The 17,314-nt window shown below is 61.6% G+C and carries 18 protein-coding genes; 3 read left to right on the top strand and 15 right to left on the bottom strand.

All coding sequences use genetic code 11. The features are described 5' to 3' along the window. Window positions 1-199 precede the first annotated feature (199 nt). Entirely contained in the window at window positions 200-406 is a 207-nt protein-coding gene (locus tag HUU46_19655; GenBank protein NUM55863.1) for a hypothetical protein, read from the top strand. A gap of 243 nt (window positions 407-649) precedes the next feature. Here HUU46_19655 and HUU46_19650 read toward each other — a convergent pair whose 3' ends face one another. Together HUU46_19650 and HUU46_19645 are read right to left on the bottom strand one after the other, a co-directional pair. Then, entirely contained in the window at window positions 650-1,138 is a 489-nt protein-coding gene (locus HUU46_19650) for a hypothetical protein (protein ID NUM55862.1), read from the bottom strand. A 40-nt stretch (window positions 1,139-1,178) separates the two neighbouring features. Then, complete coding sequence (locus HUU46_19645) at window positions 1,179-3,767, bottom strand: VCBS repeat-containing protein (GenBank protein NUM55861.1); 2,589 nt, start codon at window positions 3,765-3,767, stop codon at window positions 1,179-1,181. A 125-nt stretch (window positions 3,768-3,892) separates the two neighbouring features. Here HUU46_19645 and HUU46_19640 point away from each other — a divergent pair, with 125 nt between their 5' ends. Both HUU46_19640 and HUU46_19635 read left to right on the top strand, forming a co-directional pair. After that, window positions 3,893-4,885 carry a TonB C-terminal domain-containing protein gene (locus tag HUU46_19640; protein ID NUM55860.1) on the top strand — a complete coding sequence of 331 codons (993 nt, stop codon included), beginning with the start codon at window positions 3,893-3,895 and terminating at the stop codon, window positions 4,883-4,885. Window positions 4,886-4,973: 88 nt separating this feature from the next. Then, complete coding sequence (locus HUU46_19635) at window positions 4,974-5,516, top strand: hypothetical protein (GenBank protein NUM55859.1); 543 nt, start codon at window positions 4,974-4,976, stop codon at window positions 5,514-5,516. A gap of 25 nt (window positions 5,517-5,541) precedes the next feature. On the opposite strand, the gene HUU46_19630 is transcribed toward HUU46_19635, so the two are convergent. The 13 genes from HUU46_19630 to HUU46_19570 form a co-directional block, all read right to left on the bottom strand. After that, a complete protein-coding gene (locus tag HUU46_19630; GenBank protein NUM55858.1) occupies window positions 5,542-5,961 on the bottom strand; it encodes a response regulator in 420 nt (139 codons plus the stop codon). Window positions 5,962-6,024: 63 nt separating this feature from the next. After that, window positions 6,025-6,657: a V-type ATP synthase subunit D gene (locus tag HUU46_19625; protein ID NUM55857.1), complete on the bottom strand. Its 633-nt coding sequence runs from the start codon at window positions 6,655-6,657 to the stop codon at window positions 6,025-6,027. Between the two features lie 9 nt (window positions 6,658-6,666). Continuing rightward, complete coding sequence (locus HUU46_19620; GenBank protein ID NUM55856.1) at window positions 6,667-8,043, bottom strand: V-type ATP synthase subunit B; 1,377 nt, start codon at window positions 8,041-8,043, stop codon at window positions 6,667-6,669. A 24-nt stretch (window positions 8,044-8,067) separates the two neighbouring features. Further along, the gene (locus HUU46_19615; GenBank protein ID NUM55855.1) at window positions 8,068-9,828 is read right to left on the bottom strand and encodes a V-type ATP synthase subunit A; all 1,761 of its coding nucleotides are present in this window, start codon (window positions 9,826-9,828) and stop codon (window positions 8,068-8,070) included. A gap of 16 nt (window positions 9,829-9,844) precedes the next feature. Beyond that, window positions 9,845-10,267, bottom strand: coding sequence for a four helix bundle protein (locus tag HUU46_19610; protein ID NUM55854.1), 423 nt, complete (start codon window positions 10,265-10,267; stop codon window positions 9,845-9,847). Between the two features lie 55 nt (window positions 10,268-10,322). Then, complete coding sequence (locus HUU46_19605) at window positions 10,323-10,643, bottom strand: hypothetical protein (GenBank protein ID NUM55853.1); 321 nt, start codon at window positions 10,641-10,643, stop codon at window positions 10,323-10,325. Further along, complete coding sequence (locus tag HUU46_19600; GenBank protein NUM55852.1) at window positions 10,636-11,628, bottom strand: V-type ATPase subunit; 993 nt, start codon at window positions 11,626-11,628, stop codon at window positions 10,636-10,638. Before HUU46_19600 ends, HUU46_19605 begins: the two co-directional genes overlap by 8 nt. A gap of 3 nt (window positions 11,629-11,631) precedes the next feature. Continuing rightward, entirely contained in the window at window positions 11,632-12,222 is a 591-nt protein-coding gene (locus HUU46_19595) for a hypothetical protein (protein ID NUM55851.1), read from the bottom strand. A 12-nt stretch (window positions 12,223-12,234) separates the two neighbouring features. Continuing rightward, complete coding sequence (locus tag HUU46_19590) at window positions 12,235-12,804, bottom strand: V-type ATP synthase subunit K (protein ID NUM55850.1); 570 nt, start codon at window positions 12,802-12,804, stop codon at window positions 12,235-12,237. Between the two features lie 109 nt (window positions 12,805-12,913). Continuing rightward, window positions 12,914-14,986, bottom strand: coding sequence for a V-type ATP synthase subunit I (locus HUU46_19585; protein ID NUM55849.1), 2,073 nt, complete (start codon window positions 14,984-14,986; stop codon window positions 12,914-12,916). 9 nt (window positions 14,987-14,995) lie between these two features. Beyond that, window positions 14,996-15,307, bottom strand: coding sequence for a hypothetical protein (locus HUU46_19580; protein ID NUM55848.1), 312 nt, complete (start codon window positions 15,305-15,307; stop codon window positions 14,996-14,998). A 130-nt stretch (window positions 15,308-15,437) separates the two neighbouring features. Then, window positions 15,438-15,794, bottom strand: coding sequence for an ATP synthase subunit I (locus HUU46_19575; GenBank protein NUM55847.1), 357 nt, complete (start codon window positions 15,792-15,794; stop codon window positions 15,438-15,440). A gap of 61 nt (window positions 15,795-15,855) precedes the next feature. Next, on the bottom strand, window positions 15,856-17,310 hold the full coding sequence (locus HUU46_19570) for a hypothetical protein (GenBank protein ID NUM55846.1): 1,455 nt from the start codon (window positions 17,308-17,310) through the stop codon (window positions 15,856-15,858). Window positions 17,311-17,314 lie beyond the last annotated feature (4 nt).

The following is a 17,314-nucleotide window of genomic DNA, read 5'->3' as shown; positions in this document are numbered from 1 at the left end:
CGTCATCGTACTCGCACTCGAAACTCGAAACGATCGAGTACGATGACGAGCATGAGCACGAGCACGCGGTGCGGCCGTCCGAGAGACGTCGCAGTGGACGTAAAATCCTTCGGTGCGGTGAGAAATGCTCGCGAGTAAGCCCTTGAGCGCATGGCGAGATGCGCGGGACGTGCTACGATGACGTTCGGGAGAAAGACGTATGGCGTCCACACAAATCACCGACGAGTTCCGGCAGGCCATCAAGGAAGCCGTCGCCGAAGCAATTGAGGGACAGGCGGATTTTCTGCGGGCCATCGTGGAAGACGTAATCGAGGACATTGCACTTGGCCGGGCAATGGACGATGTGGCGGGCGCGCCGGAAGTATCTCGCGCTGACGTTCTGATAGTTCTTGAGACCAAATTGTGAGGTGTGTACCTGGCGCCGTTTCGCAAGGACCTGGAGAAGTTACGCGATAGCGAACTAAGAGCACAAGTCCACGAACTCATCCGAATCGCGGAAGCCGCCGAGTCACCGCGGCAGATACCCGGCATCAAGAAGTTGCGCGGCCGTACTTCGCATTACCGCATTCGTATAGGCGAATACCGTGTCGGCGTAATATATCGAATCGAACTGCGTGACGTTTGTTCGGTGTCTCAGTCGCGCGGACATCTACAGGCATTTCCCATGAGCCAGGCTCGACACGATTTCCCGTAGCTCGTCGATCAACGGCGCGCTTGCGGGCGTGTAGGTCTCATGTGCTGCCGGCGGGTTTGCGCACGCCTCCGCCAATTCGGCCACGTCGCAGATGACACGGCCCCAGCCGCGCGCCGCGACCGCGCGCGCGAGGTCCATCTGATGGTCGTTCATGTGTTCGTTGTAGCGCTTCAATCGCGGTACGACAATCAACGGACGCTTCATGCGCAGCGCGTCGGACACGCACCCGATCCCCGCGTGGCACACCACGACCCGGGCCTCGCGCTGCACCGCGAGCACTTCCTCGCGCGGTTTGAAATCGAAGTGTTCGCAATGTTTCGGCAGCGTCGTGCCCAAGCCGGTCTGAATCACGACGCGCTCGCCCGATCCGCGCGCAATGTCGTCCATCGCGTTGATCAAGCGCGGAAAGTCGAGAAACATTGTGCCGACGGTGACGTAGATCATTCGGGAACCGTGGATCGGATGCCGAGTTTCGCGAAGCGAATCATGGGGCCGCTTGTGCCTGGAACAGCGTAACGTAGCCGTCCGCACTCGGCACGACTACGTCGCTCTTCCCATCGCCCGAGATGTCCGCGACGATTGGCGCGCCCGCCGCGCCGGTCAGTTTGGATGTCCACACGGTCTTCGGAGCGCCGTTATCGTCGCGCACGGCGAGCAACTCGGCGTGGCTCGTGCCGAAGACGAACTCCTGCAGGCCGTCGCCGTCGATATCGCACGACACGGCGTCCGAGCATGTCGCCTCGATCGGCAACTCCCAGCGTACCGATCCGTCGCCCGCGTTGACGCACGCGAACGATCCGTTCTGCCTGCCATACCCGATCAGCCAATTCCCGTCGGGCAGTTGAACGAACCCTTCTTCCGCGCTGCGCGCCGCGCCGATGCCGGGAACCGCGTGCCAGAGCGGTTCCGCCTTGATACTCATCACTCCCTGAAAATAGTGGCCGCCAACCAGCGCTACCAGCGGTATCAGGTCCTTCCGTTGCAGGATCGCGGGCAACGTGTACAGCCCTTGGCACGGCTGGCTGAAAATATGCGGCGGGAACGCGGGGCCCAGTAACGCGTCGCCCGTAGCGCCGGACGCAATGCAGTAATAGTCGGGATTGGTAAATACGAGGTCTTCTTTTCCGTCGGTGTCGTAGTCGATCGTTGACGCGAGATTCACTGTCGGCGCCCAGTAGCGCTCGATGTTCCCCGGCGTTTCGCCTTTTTCCCAGATGACCTCGCCGGTACGGCCGTTGATCGCCACGCTCCGCACGATGGGCGTTCCCGCATAGAGATACAAATCCGGAGTCGCGTTGCCGGTGAATCGCGCCGTGCGTAGATATGCAAGCCGCGGGTGCGGCAGGCTGGCGCGATTTGGCGGCGGCAACTCCGAGCGCCACAGCATTTTGTTTTCCATCGAGGGCGTGACCGCTTCGATTATCGGCGTGTGCGCCGGCGCGACGTTCGCCGTCACGATCTCGAGTTTCGCATCGCCATCGAGGTCCGCGATCACCGGCATCGAACTCGAAGCGTACGCGCCGATCCCCTCGAACGAGGTACCGTTCCACGAATAGACGCGCGCCGTCGCATCCTGATACAGGACCAGCTCGTTTTTGCCGTCGTTGTTCAGGTCTGCCGCAAGCAGTTTCGGCATCGGCGGACCGACGGACGCCGGAATGCCGGTGAACACCGGTTTGTCCGGGCCCTTCACGGGTTTCTCCCACGCTTCGAGCGAAATCGATTCGGACGGATCGATTCGCACGCGGAGCCGTTCGCCGTTTCGTTCCACGCGGAGTTCTCCGCGCTTGTCGGGCGGCAGTGCGGTCACCGCGGGGTCTTCCCAGATCGTTTTCACCGCGCCGCCCTTGAACGTCACGAGGCGAACACCATCAAGTTTTGCCTTTGCGGGGTCGGATGTCGCGTTCCCGATAACCTCGTGCGCGCCGTCGCCGTCGAGGTCGGCCGTGCCGAGGGCAACGATCCCGGGCACGCGGTACTTGAGCGTTCCAGTGATGGCATCGTACACGCGCGTCAACCACGCGCCTTCGCCTTCGGAGTTGAACATGGACAACACGATTTCGATGGCGCCGTCGCCATCCACGTCCACGTCTGGCGGTTCGGGATACACCGTGGCGACCTTGCCCGTGGTCACGCTTTCGCCCCAGCCGTACCCCCACGCCTTTTCGAATTTGCCGTCCTTGTTCAACAATACCTCATGGTGTTGCGCGAACGTGGCGATGCAGAGAAAGTCGTCGCGCCCGTCCTTGTTCACGTCGGTGAATTTCACCAACCCGTAACTGCGCTCGTTGCCGGGCGCGGTGTCCCAATGGATGTGATGTTTCACCGCGCCGCTGAGCGCATCGAGGTGCCACATCCGGCTGTGCGTTTGCACAACGATCTCGTTCACGCCGTCGGCATCGATGTCGTTCTGCATGAGGGTCGGGAAGCACGTGTATTCGTCGAACGCGTAGCGCCATTTCTGTACCGGCGCGCGGGCGCCCTCGTACGCAAACAGCGCGATGTACCCATTGTCCTTGTCGGGCGGGTACGCATGCTCAATCACGATAATCTGCTTCTTCGGATCGTCCGGCCAGTAAGTGCCCGCGTAGAGATACCAGGCGTACGACATGGGCTCCACGTCGTACCGCCACAGCAGGCTTCCGTCGTTCAGCGAGACCAACGCAGCCGCGCCGAACGGTTGCGTCGGGCGCCCGGCTTGCAGCAATACTTCGGGTTCCCCGTCACCGTCGAGGTCCTCGTGCGCGATGATCGCGTCGAAATTCAGGCCCCCGGGATGCGACTCCCACCGCAGCGTCCCGGTCACGTCGTAACAGTGGAGCGAACCCGAGACGATGGCAAGACCGACGACTGTCCCGTCGTTCAACGTGGCTGCCGCGATCGCCGGCGCGCCGCGGCCAAGATCGATTTGTCCCGTGGCCACCGGCGCGGTTGTCATTCCGCCGGCAAGCGGTTGAATCGCGGTCAGCATCGGATTCTGTCGCGGTTCAGGCCAGTCACCCGGCGCCGCGTCCGCGAGGTATGCAGGAGAGATAGATGAAACCAGCAGGCAAACCGGCAGGATAATACGCATGATCAACTTTCGTTGTGGTTCGACAATCCGAATGGTCCGGCAATCGGCCCGTATTCTCTTCGGATCGGTGTCGGCGATCCACTTCTGGTAGTATAGGGGCGCTCCCGGTTTTCCGGCGAACACGTATGGAAGAACACCCGATTCACAACCAACCGCGCGACTTTCGCAGGCGCATGCGCTGGGCGGTCGCCGCCGCGATCCTGACGCATGCGCTGTTGCTGCTGTTGCCGATGGGGTTCGGATCCAACGGCACATTATTCGTCCCTCCCGCGGCCGATCAGCAGCCCGTCGTTATCGCGCTTCAGCCGGACGACAAGCCGGCGAGGCTCATCGCGCCCGGCGCGCCCGCGGATGCGCCAGTGGACCCGTCAACCGACTTGATTGCCGAGCGCGCGTCAAAGGCGCAGGACTTGGCGCCCGGCGACACGGGCGGCATCACCCCGGACGCCGGGGCAGTAGGCCCGGTTGACGACATCGTCGCGGCGCCCCAACCCGCGCCCACACCGGCGCCCGTTCCTGATCCAGCACCGCAGAACTCTCCTGAGCCGGTTGTGCCGGAATCGAATCCCGACCCCAATGCAACTCCGAGACCAGCCGCGGAGGACGCGACGCCTTCCCCTCCAATTCCCGCACCGTTGGAAAAGGTCGATGCGCCAGCCCCGGTGGTACCGGACGCGCCGGAAGCGCCACGTGACGCGGCGGTCCAGCTTGCCAAGGCGGAAACGCCCCTAATCCCGCCGCATACGATGGGCCAGACGCAAAGCCGTGCAAGCGGAGGGGTTGGAAGCCAGGGCTTCTTGAGTTTCGAGGCAAAGCAGAGCGAGTTCGCTCCTTATCTTCGGGATGTTCGGGACCGTGTCGAGAAGCGTTGGAAAGCCTTGATGCACGTGCGCTATTCGGGTTCGTCGACGGCCGAGGCCGTCATCGATTGCGTGATCGCGCCGGACGGCAAGCTCGACCGGGTCGCGATTGTCGAGTCCGGGGAGTCGGCAACCTTCGCGGGGTTGTGCAAACAAGCCATCGAGCAGGCTGGACCGTTCAAGCCTTTCCCATTTCAGGTGCCGGAAGTGTATCAGAGCAAGAATATCGAGATACGGTGGACGTTCAATTTCCTCTGAAATCCGGCGTTGCCTTGTTGTCTACAATTTTCCGGCAAGTTGTGTTAGACTGCCCGTCGGCATGATTGCACGAAGAAGGGGTCTAACCATGAACTTGTCCTATTTTCGCCTTGGATTGGGGCTCGTCCTAGCTGCTGTGCTCGCTTCCAGTCAGTTCGCGTATGCGCAGGCGGAAGCGCCCGCAACACCCGAACCCGGCGATGCGCCCGTCGTTGAGAAAGTCGAAGTAGTGCCCGCCGAACCGCCGGCAGCCGAACCGGCCGCCGAACCGGCCGAGACAGAAGCAGCCGCCGCCGATACCACCGCGACTGTCCCGTTTGATGCAAAGCGGATCGAGCAGCGGGTAGACGGGACCAATCAGCAAGAGATCATCCGCATAGCGCAGAAGCCGAAGAAGAACGTGACACGCATCGACAATAGACCGAACCGGCCCAAAGTGACGCCGATCGCCGTGATCAAGGGGCCGGTGTCGCCGTGGGGGTACGGGCCACGATATCTTGCGGGCGAGGTGAACCGGCCGGCGGCGAGGGACATTCAGGGCGTTGGTCCCGATGCCACGGGCGGTCAAGCTGGCGCACTCGCCGGTCGTCGAGGTCTCGGCGGCCGCAGGCGGGACAGGGACGAAGAGTAGGCCGAGCGGAATCGGAGGGACGCGCCTATCGCGTCGGCGTGTCCTCGTGAGCAGCCCACCAATCTTCACGGGATAGTGCGTTCCAGTACGCCTGCTCGAAGATCAAGGAAAACTTGCGCAGGCTGAAAGGCTTCGAGATATAACCGTCCGCCCCCGCGCGCAACGCCTCCGACAGCGGGTGGCTTTCTGTATAGCCCGTCATCAAGACGATGCCGATTTTCGGATACTTCTCGCGGGTTTGGCGCAGCAGTTCGTAGCCGTTCATCTCGGCCATTTCGATATCGCTAATCACCAGATCGAAGGATTCGGTTTCGAGCACGGCGAGGGCTTCGCGCCCGTTTCGGCAGGTTTCGACGGTGTATCCCCGCGTATCCAGGAACGCCTTTAACAGATCGAGGACGCCGGGATCGTCATCGACGACGAGGACTTTCAGGTGCTTGATCATGTCGATGGCGTTGCCCCGCCGTTCGATGGAACGCGACCCGGACTCGAGCGTCTCACCGCGGCGTCACGCCTCTTGGGCGAGCCGCTGGTCCTTGATCTTCATGAGACGGCTGGTGTTCGAGCGCTCCATCTCGTCCAGCTTGTTCTTGATGTACTTAATCGTTTCGCGCATGCGCGGAATGAACGAGTGCTCGAGCGCATTCACCCGCCTCCGCGTCTTCTCGATTTCCTCGCACAACCGGCGGACTGCCTCTTCGAGTTCCGCCATCTTGAGCAGCTTCGGTAAGAACTCTCGCAGACCGGCGATGGCCTGGTCAAGTTCGATCGACGTGTGCACCGTGCTGTAGCCGCCCTGCACCTCGCCGAAGGCGATATCCATATGCGGCACCGACACGCTCATCACGCGGCGCATCGTGCGCTGAATCGTCAGTTCCTGACGAGTGCTCTCGAGCGCGTCTTCGGTGACAAGGCGCGACGAGGTGACCTCTGCCAGTACAAACAATTTCATGACCCTTGGCAATTCCGCGTCGACTTCGAGGCGGAACGCGCGGTACTCGCGCGCGATAAGCATGAACTCTTTCATCAACCCGTCAAGCTTGTCTTTCAACAACTTGTGACCGCGCACGGCGACTTGCAGCCGCTTGCGCAGCCGCAGCATTTCCATGCGCGTGGGGTTGACGGGTAACCGATTCGCCATGCTTCGGCGCTATCCCTTCGACGGGTGGTACTTCTCCACCCATTTGTCGCGCACGCGCTTCAATTCGGTGCGTGGCAGCATCGCCAAGAGCTCCCAGCCGATACGCAAACTTTCTTCGATCGTGCGGTTCTCGTTTTCGCCCTGGGTCACGAAGCGGGCGTCGAAGGCGTCGGCGAATTTCACGTAAAGCAGGTCGGCTTCGCTCAGGGCGGATTCGCCGAGGACGACCGCGAGTTCTTTTGCGTTCTTGCCGCGGGCGTACGCGGAGTACAACTGGTTCATGACGTCGGCGTGGTCTTCGCGTGTTTTACCGTCGCCGATGCCTTTGTCTTTCAGGCGCGATAGTGACGGCAGGACGTCCACCGGCGGGTAGATGCCCTGCGCGTGAATCGATCGGCTGATGATGACCTGGCCCTCGGTGATGTAGCCGGTAAGATCGGGAATGGGGTGCGTCTTGTCGTCTTCCGGCATGGTCAGAACGGGAATCTGCGTGATCGACCCGCTCTTGCCCTTGATGCGGCCGGCGCGTTCGTAGAGCGTGGAGAGGTCGGTGTAGAGGTAGCCGGGATACCCGCGGCGGCCGGGCACTTCCTTGCGCGCGGCGGAGATTTCACGGAGCGCTTCGCAGTAGTTCGTGAGATCGGTGAGGATCACGAGCACGTGCATGTCTTTTTCGTACGCGAGGTATTCGGCGGCGGTGAGGGCCATGCGCGGCACCGCGATGCGTTCGATGGGCGGGTCGTCCGCGAGGTTCATGAAAAGGACGGCGCGTTCGAGGGCGCCGGTGCGGCGGAAGTCGGCAATGAAAAACTCCGATTCCTCGAAGGTGATGCCCATCGCGGCGAAGATCACGGCGAACTTTTCGCCGGTCTTGAGCACGCTCGCCTGGCGCGCGATCTGCGCGGCGAGACGCGAATGTGGAAGCCCGGATCCGCTGAAGATCGGCAGCTTCTGCCCGCGCACGAGTGTGTTCAACAAATCAATTGTCGAGATACCCGTCTGGATGAATTCATTTGGGTAGTCCCGCGCGAACGGGTTCATCGGGTTGCCGTTGATGTTCAGCCATTTCTCGGGAATGATCGCGGGGCCGTCGTCAATCGGGCGACCGAAGCCGTCGAACACGCGGCCGAGCATGTCGGGTGACACGGCGAGTTCGAGGCCTTTGCCGAGAAACTTCACCTTGAGGTCCTGCGGTGAAAGTCCGCTGGTGCCTTCGAAGACCTGCACGAGGGCTCTGTCGCCGCTCACCTCGAGCACGCGTCCACGGCGCAGACTTCCGTCCGCCTGCTTAATGTCCGTCAGTTCGCCGTACGTAATGCCGTCAACGCCTTCGACCATGATGAGCGGGCCGACGACCTGTTTTACGGTGCGGTATTCTTTCGTGATGACTGCCATGTTCCGTGTGCCTCGTTATGTTGTCGGAACGGCGTGAATCTCGCCGCTGATCTTCTTTTCGAGCGCAACAAATTCGCCGTTGCTGTCTTCGGGAATGAGCTTCGCGCGTGCAATGTCGTCGAGCGCTTTAATGCCGAGGAGCGCGGTCAAGGCGGCGCCTTTTTTCAGGGCCGCGCGCGCTTCGTCGAAGTAGTGCAACAGGATTTTCAGCAGGCGCAGTTGCTTGTGCAGCGACGTGTAGCTGTCGCGTTCGTCGAATGCGTTTTGGTGGAGAAAATCTTCGCGCACCATTTTCGCCGCCTGCATGAGCAAGCGGTCTTCGTGCGCGAGCGCGTCCATGCCGACCAATCGCACGAGTTCTTCGAGTTCCGCTTCGCGCTGCAGGAGCGCCATAGCGCGCTTGCGAACCTCCTGCCATCCCCTGTCGAGCTTCTCGTTGGCGTACGAGTCGATCACCTCTTGATAGAGCGAATAGGACGTCAGCCAGTTGATCGCGGGGAAATGCCGCGCAAACGCGAGCTTGTCGTCGAGTCCCCAGAAGACCTTCACGACGCGCAACGTCGCCTGCACGACCGGCTCGGACATGTCGCCGCCCGGCGGCGACACCGCGCCGATCAGCGACAGCGAGCCGGGGCGTTGATCCTTTCCAAGGCATAGCACATTGCCGGAACGCTCGTAGAAACTCGCGATTCGCGAACCGAGATACGCCGGGTACCCTTCTTCGCCCGGCATCTCTTCGAGACGGCCGGAGATTTCGCGCATGGCCTCGGCCCAACGGCTCGTCGAATCGGCCATCAACGCTACCGAGTACCCCATGTCGCGGAAGTATTCGGCGATGGTAATTCCCGTGAACACGCTCGCTTCGCGCGCGGCCACCGGCATGTTCGACGTATTCGCGACAAGCACCGTGCGTTCCATCAGCGGTTCGCCGGACTCCGGGTCCTTCAGGTGCGGGAATTCCATGAGCACGTCGGTCATTTCGTTGCCGCGCTCGCCGCACCCGACGTACACGATGATGTTCGCGTTGGACCATTTCGCGAGCTGGTGCTGCACCACCGTCTTGCCGCTGCCGAACGGCCCCGGCACGCACGCGGTGCCTCCCTTGGTCAGCGGGAAGAACATATCGATGACGCGCTGACCTGTAACCAAAGGTTCGACCGGCGGCAGCTTGCGCGAGACCTTGCGCGGCTGGCGCACAGGCCAGCGTTGAATCATGTTTACGTTGACCGCGCCACCGGCAGTTTCAATGGCCGCAACGGTCGTTTCCACGTTACCCTTAATCGGCGCGATGTGCTTGACTGTTCCAGACACACCGTAGGGGACCATGATCTTGTGGACGACCAGCTTGCTTTCCTGCACCGTGCCGAGAACGTCGCCCGATTCGACGGTATCGCCGATCTTCACAACCGGTACGAAATCCCACACAGCGCTGCGGTCCAACGAGGGGCTCTCCGTGCCGCGCACGATGAAGTCGCCGCTGACTTCCCACAGCTTGTCGAGCGGACGCTGCACGCCGTCGTAGATCGACCGAATCAGCCCCGGCCCGAGCTCGACGCTCAATGCTTCGCCGGTCGGAAACACCGGCTGTCCCGGCCCGATGCCCTCGGTCTCCTCGTACACCTGGATCGAGTAATCGTCGCCGCGGATTTCGATGATCTCGCCAAAGAGCCGTGCTTCGCCCACGCGCACCATTTCGAACATGCGCGAACCCGTAAGGCCCTTCGCGACGACGAGAGGCCCCGATACCTTGATTACTTCGCCTTGATTTTCGCTCACTGAAAACGTCCTTATGTCATTTTGGATTTTGGATTTTGGATTTTGGATTGAAATACCGCTCGGCCTTTTGTGGCGTTCTACTTCTCTCGGCAGACCTGCGAAGAGTCTTAATTGACGCAACCGTCATGGCCAATATCTCGGTCGTTTCTTTCATCAGCGGCTCCAGACGTTTCTTCGGCACTACATCCGCTTCAATCGGCAATTCCAACCAATACAGCGTCTCGTCGGCTTCTTCCTCGACAATTCCCAACCTGGCGATTACGTCTGCCGCGCTACGCCCACGACATGCCGCGCGATAATTCGCTCCGATGGATGTACCCGAGCGAATCAACTGTTTGGCAATAACGCTTGCTGTGGCCGTCTTCGGCAGCGCTTCCACCAGCCGGATAATACGCAATGCCAACCGATACGTTCGTTCCTTAAACTGGCGCTCGTTCATGGCCGGTGTAACCGCTTCCTTAATCCAAAATCCAAAATCCAAAATCCAAAATTTTTCACTCCTTCCCCAAAATATCCACGCCAATCGACATTTCGACGGCTTTTTTCATCTGACCAAAACTGGTGTGCTTGCTGCCTTCGTGCGTCGGAATAACGGTCAGCACCGCGCTGCTGCGCTCGCGGAACGTATCCAATGCGTCCGGCGCTTCCATCGCCATACTCTCGGTTACGAGTGCGATCGCAATATCTGTCTCGCGCGACAAATTGCCCAGTTCGCGCCGCAGCGATTCCGCGTCGTTGCACTCGACGATCTCGAAGCCCGCGCCTTTGAAGCCGAGGATGTATTGTTTCTCGCCGACGGCGACCGCTCTAAGCATGACTCTTGCGCAGCCTCCGCTTGAGCACGTCCGCATCGATCTTGCTCAGCCGCCCGCACACGACCAGTTTCAGGTTGTATGCCTGCGTTGCGAGTTCGCAGATGTACGAAAACACGCGCTCCGGCCCGAAAACCTGTCCCTTGCCCTCGCGCGACACTTCGCTCAGGTACTCGTTCGCGGCGAGCTCGAACCGCTGCGGCGCGTCCGAGTCTTCAGACGACGCAAACTCGGTCAACAGGGCGCCGATGCGTCCTTTGGCGACTCCACCCCAGTTCTTGGGTTCCGCCGCGGCGGCCAAGTCGCGCACTGTCTCGTTGGCCGGTCCATCCAGCGGGAGAATGCGCGCGGCAGGCGCGCTCAGGGAGTTGCCCGCGAGATAGCTGCGCCACATCATCACGATCGCGCGTAGCAGCGCGTGCGTTTCGAAATACTCGCTTACCAAAGGGACCTTTGTTTCCCTCGCGGAAGCGACGATGTGTTGGAGGTACGCGCCGTCGAGCGCCCGATCGAGTTCCGCGCGATTACGCCCCTCGTCGAGCAGCTGCATCGCCATGCGCGCCGTCTCTGAAAACGGCTTCGGCAACGCCAGCACATCGCCGCCCGCAACGGCCGCAAGATTCTCCGGCGTCAACATCGCATGCGGGAACGGATACACTGCGTCCTTCAACAACGCGCGCTTGAGGTTCTGATAGTCGCCCTGCAGCAGGAACAAATCCGGCACGCGTTTGTCGGGGCAGTCTTTGCGCAGCGACGCGACCTGGTGATAGAAGTTGCGATCGATAATTGCGCTCCAGTCCTCCCACGATCCCGCGGCCGTCACGTCATCGCGCAGCGGCGTTTCCTGCAAATGGCGCAAGAGGTCTTCCGTGCGCAGATGGCCCAGCAACGCGTGGTAAAAGTCCGCGCCCAGCAGCCCGCGTTCGAGCACGCACACGCGCCCGCACACGAAGCCCCACGTGAAAGCGTTTTGCGTCAAGGCCGCCATCGGTTATCCCGGGAACAATTCCGCCGCAAGTTGCGGCTCCATTTCGTGGCGCAAATTCGCCAGCAACGAATCCAGCGTCTGGTCCACGTCGTACGCGCCCGCAACGAATACGAAGCCGCCGCGATTCGGCAGCGGCGCGGACGCATCGAGCGTTACGCGCGCATCCGCTGCGCGCGCCGCGTTAAACGAAGCGAGCATGGATTCGAATGCGCCTGCGTCATCCGGGTGGACCCGCACGGCGCCGCCGCTATTGCCCGCGGCCAGTTCGAGCCGCTTGCGCATTTCCGCGGCGTACCGATCGCGCGGCATCGCGAGGATGTTCGCGCGCGCCTCGCCGAAGATGCGATCGAGCAGGGCATTGCGCCGTTCGAGCAGGCGCTTTGACGCCTCGCCCTTTGCGCGCGAGACTTTCCGCGCCGCTTCGTCTTCGATCGCCCGCGCGGCGAGCTGGTACCGGTGCGTCTGCTCGCGCCGGATCGATTCCAACTCGCGCACCACGCGATCGCCCGCATGCTGTTCCGCCGCCTTCACAATCCGGTTCGCCTCCGCCGACGCGGACGCGAGGACCGATCGTTGAATCGTGTCTAGCCCCACAGCGTAGTCCTTTTAACCTTGCGCGGCGGTTTCGGCAATGACCTTGGCGCCGCCGATGTACTCGAGCACGTTCGATGGCGACTCCGCCGTACCCGCGTTCGTCAGCCACAGGATGAAGAGAATCGCCGCCAGCAACGCGACGACCGCGTACGTTTCGACAAGTGCCGGAAACAGAATCGCGCGGCCCGCCGCGTCTTCACGCCGAGCAACCAAGGCGATACCCGCCGCAGACGCATGGCCCTGATACACAGCACTTACATAGAGGGCAAGGCCCGTGCCGAACCCAACCAGGAGCAGCGCAAAACCCGTCCCGGGCGTCACGGCGATTTTGCCGCCGACGAGACCCGTCTGCATCGCCAACATGAACGCCGCGATAAATCCGTAGAACCCCTGCGTGCCCGGCAGCGCCACCATGACGAGCAACCGCCCGAACAGGTCCGGCTTTTCGCCGAGCACGCCGGCGGCCTGTTGCGACGCGATCGCGATGCCGCGCGCGGAACCGCACCCGCCCAGTCCGAACGCAAGCGCAGCGCCCGAGTATGCCAGACCGCGGCCAACCTCAACCCAGATAGAACTGTCCATCGCCAATTGTCCTCCGTTCCGCCCGGCGCGACCGCGCGCGAGCAGGTGTCACGCCGCCCTCATTCGGTCGCCGGGCACGTATTCCCTTCCAACAATTCCATTCCGCCGCCTACGACGCCGAGTCGACGGGCCGCTGCAACGCGTGCGAAGGCGAGTCGAAGCCCACGGGATCGAACGGTTTCGCTCCGCCTTCGTAGAACCTTCCAAAGAACTCCACAAAGATCAGGCGCATCGCATGCACGAACGCGCCCAATAGACTAATCGCGAAATTGAACGTGTGCCCCAGCACGAGCACGATGACGAACAGCACCGGGCCCACCACCGGCGCGCCCCGCATGAGGTCGGCGATAAGATTGATCGTTAGCGCCACAATCGATGTCGTCAGCGCCAGCGCGAGCAGACGGCAATACGACAGCACGTCCCCGACGAACGCCGTGCACCCGTAGCTGCCGACGATCCCATACAAGCTGACGAGACCCGTGCCCAGCCTGCCGACCAATCCTTGTTGGTCGCGGCCCTGTGTCAACACCAGGCCGAGCGCGCCTATCCCGAACATGGCGAGGCCCGTCGTCAGAATGGGACCGGGAATCGGCGCGAACAGGGTGCCGACAAGTATCACCATGCCCGGCAGCGTGATGAGCCACAACAGGCCGTCGCAAATCGCCGCCGCCGTATCGCCGGACCGCAGCGCGCCGTACATCTTCAGCGCGATGCCGTAGAACTGGTTCAACATCCCGATGCCCAGCGCCGCCAACAGCATTGTTACGGGGTCGGCGAGCGGATCGAGCACGGTCAGCGACTGCTGCGCGCGCAGCAGGAAATTGCCTTCGCCAAGGTATTTCGCCTGGTACAGATCGCCAAACCACGACCCGAGGAGCACTCCGAAGATTGTCGTGCTGATGCCGGCGTAGAAGAGCAGTTTCGAAAAATTGTTCACGCCCTGGTATGCGCGCGTTTTCCGCGACAAATAGTAGCCGAGAACCGTCAGCATCAATCCGTAGCCGACGTCCCCGAAGCAGATGCCGAAGAACAAGAGGAAGTTACCGATAATGAAGGGCGACGGATCGAACGAAGAGTACGGCGGTAATCCGAAAAGATTGATCAGCATTTGAATCGGGCGGATGTTTCTCGATGACGTGATACTTACCGGCACAGGCTCGCCCGGCGCAGGGTCTTCCGCGAAGAGGACCGCCTCCGGCACGTCCTTGCGCAGCGTTTGCTCGACGCGCGAGAGATCGCGTTCGCGGCAATACCCGCAGACCATATGGACCCAGCGGCCCTCGATCGCCTCGCCCATTGCGCGTTTCGCGCGCCGCACACCATCCCAATGGCCTTCGAGCACCTGCAAGGCCCTGCGGTGTTTCGTCATCGCGGTTATGCGCTTGCGGATTTCGTCCAACTCGTCAAGGCAAGCAGCGTAATCGCCCTCGAGTTCGCGAACGCGATCGCGAACGGAACCGGAAATCTGCGGCAGCACGATTTCTTCAAACTGTTCCGCGGCCAGCGCGCGCCGCGCCGCGGGTTCGTCGTCCACAAGACACGCGGCCAGAATACGCGCGCGATCGGATTTTGCCGACGCTTTCGCGTCCGTGCCACCGTCCGCGCGAAAAGCCGCCGCGGCAGGTACCACCTCCCAGGCAAACGAACCGGGCAGGTCCGTGCGCGTCTTCAGCGATTCGATGTTCTTTGCCGGGAGAGTGCCGAAGAAGACCCGCGAATACTTCGACCGGCGCAAGTCGGACACGTGAAACGGCACATCGGCCAATGGGGCCAACGAATCGATCTGGCCTCGCACTTCGGCCATCCGGCGTTCGGCGCGCTTTCGAATATCGTCGAGCGAACGCGCCTCGTCGTGGATCGAATCGAGGTCGAAGGAATGCAGCGTCTTACTCAATTCGCTCGGCTCGACAAGAATGGGCAGTGGCGTCAGGCCTTCAAAAAATCCCTTCTCTTCCGGCGCCACCTCATTCAGCAGCGTTAAGACAAGTTTGATCTTGATTGTATGCTGGTCGGACTCGTCAATTGACGCTTCGTGGTGTTTGAAGAATTCCCGGGCGTTCTCATGAACGTCGAGCGCGTCCACCACTTCAACCGCATTCGCGTCGTACAAGGCCCGGTTAACGCGGTTCGCCGAGTGCACGGGGCACGCGATCGTGACCTTTTTCATGCGATCGATTGCCATCGGCCCGCGCTACCCCTGCGTGAACGCCGCCGCAATTTTTGCGGCATGCTCGCGAATCGCGGAGTCGGAGATGCCGTCAATCGCCGCGCACGCCGCCTGGAACTCCGCTTCGACGCCGGCAAGTTCGCGTTTGCACCGCTCCTGCGTCGCCGCTTCGAGTTCCGCGAGCTTAGCGTCGGTTTCCGCAACCAGCTTCTCTCGCGCGCTTGCGATTTCAGCCTCGGCCCGCCTGTCCATCGCCTCCGCATCGGCGTGCGCTTTCGCCACGAGATCGGTGGCCTGCGCCTCGATGGCGAGGATGTTGTTTATCAGGGTCGGCATCAACGACTCCAATTTCGGCGCATCGTGACGAAATTCACGATTTCGCCGGAGCAAACAAATTCCCACGCCGCCTTGTTTGGAGCCTCCAAACGGGAAGTCGTGGAAAGAAATCCCAGTCTCACCCTAACTGCTAGGAATTTGTCTCGGCCCCGGACTGCTCGCGCCGCCGCCACATGGCCAACCCCGTGACCAACATCACGGCCCTCGCGATGAACAGACCCGCCGCCGCGCCTAGCAGGGCGTTTTGTCCGTTTGGCGCAGCGAGGTATGCCGAAAACAAACCGAAAGCATACACAATCATCCGCGCAAAAGTCCAGCGGTAGACCCGAAACGGAATCTCTTCCTTCGGGATTGATGTAAGTGTTCTAGCGCTGCGGACGATCATCCAGAACCCAAGCGCCCCCGCCCCGCCGCCCACGGCGACCCCGCGCGCGGCGGATTCGTCCCATTGCCACGCCGCCAATGTCGCCAAAAGGGTAACGACCACCGTCCCAATTAGTGTCGCCCGCGCGAAACCTCGGTCGGATATGTAACCGGAAGCGGACACCTCAGAGTTTCTTCAGCAGGTCCAACGCCGCGCGATCAAAGACGGGCCGCCACTCCGGCGCGAGGACGGTGTCGCAGTCCTCCTGGGCATACCCCGTGTTTCGGAGCTGCTCCGTTGTCGGCGCGTAGTAGATGTAGCCATTCGTGTAGCCCGCCACAAACGTGTACTCGTGCGGCGACGCCTTCTTAATATCGAGACCGATTTGCACCGTCAACTCGCCCGGAAAGGTAATCAACACGAAGTCGCCAATACGGATGCCCATCAGTTCGACCTCCACGGCCGGCGACGCGGCGGCTTCATTTTCCTTGTGGTGCATGCGCAGCAGCCGCAGGTTTTCCTGCAACCGTGCCAACTCCTCCATCGTGTGGATGTTGTCGATGTAGTTCTGGATGTTCGCGCGGTTCTCCGCGTCATGCTTCTCGAGATCGTCCCTGCCCAACATCTCTTCGTGCATGTACCGATGGGCATAGAACGAGGGGGATTCGTCAGACAAGCCATACTTCACTACCAGCGGGACGAATGTTTTCAAATTGATCGGTGTGCCCTTGAGCGAATTCAGCAGGCGCTGCTGTTCAGCCTCCATCGCCGCGATGCGCTCCGCCGTATTGGCGCGCGGCAACGCAATTGTTTCATTCAACACGGTGAGCCGCGCATCGTCTTTGCATGCGATTGACCGCGCCGCGCGCAGCGTGCTGAGCCCAAGCAGGTTGCCCAACGGCTCCGCATCGTGCGGATGATCGACGTCCTTGTACTTCGCGGGATTGATGTCGCCCGCGCAGCCCTGTAAAAACAGCGCCATCGCGCCGTCGCTCAGGTTCTCCTCGATCGCCTTCGACGCAAACCCGACGAGATCGGCCGTATTCCCGCCGCTCGGCACGCCCTGAATCGGGTGCACCGCGAAGTTATAGACGACGGCGAGCGTTCCGCCCGCTTTCTTGTCCAACCGAAGCACGCCGATCTCGGGATCGATCGGGCCGGCCTCGGCGAACGCATCGTCCGGCGGCAACGGATACGCGCGCCGGCTGTCCGCCTGCCGCCCATCTTTCAAAAGATAACGCCGGTTCTCGCTGATGCGATCCTCGTGGCCGCTCCCCGCGCCGACGATGACGGGAACCATGTTCCGCGCCGCTTCCTTCACCGCCCGCACCGTCAACTCCGCGACGTCCGTGCGAACCGCGCCATGACAATGGCTCGCGTTCACCAACACGTTCGATGGCGCGATCCCCAAATCCTTTTCGAGCGCCGCGCGAACCGTGGGCACGAAATCGTTGCCGATATATCCAATCTCGCCAAGCGCGACCGCATCTACCGTCACAATCGCCAGCGTCGTCGCCCCATCGCCCACCACCAGCGCCTTCGCGTACAAGGGATCGTTCACCGGCCCCGCATCGCGGTTCGTGATATCGACCTTCGCCACTCCGGCAATCAAATTCGCGGCGGTGGATTGCCAGGCAATAGTA

It is taken from the genome of Candidatus Hydrogenedentota bacterium, assembly GCA_013359265.1.
Taxonomy (GTDB): Bacteria; Hydrogenedentota; Hydrogenedentia; order Hydrogenedentales; family SLHB01; genus JABWCD01.
Note: the sequence above shows the minus strand (reverse complement) of the source record. Positions and strands in the feature narration are given on the sequence as shown.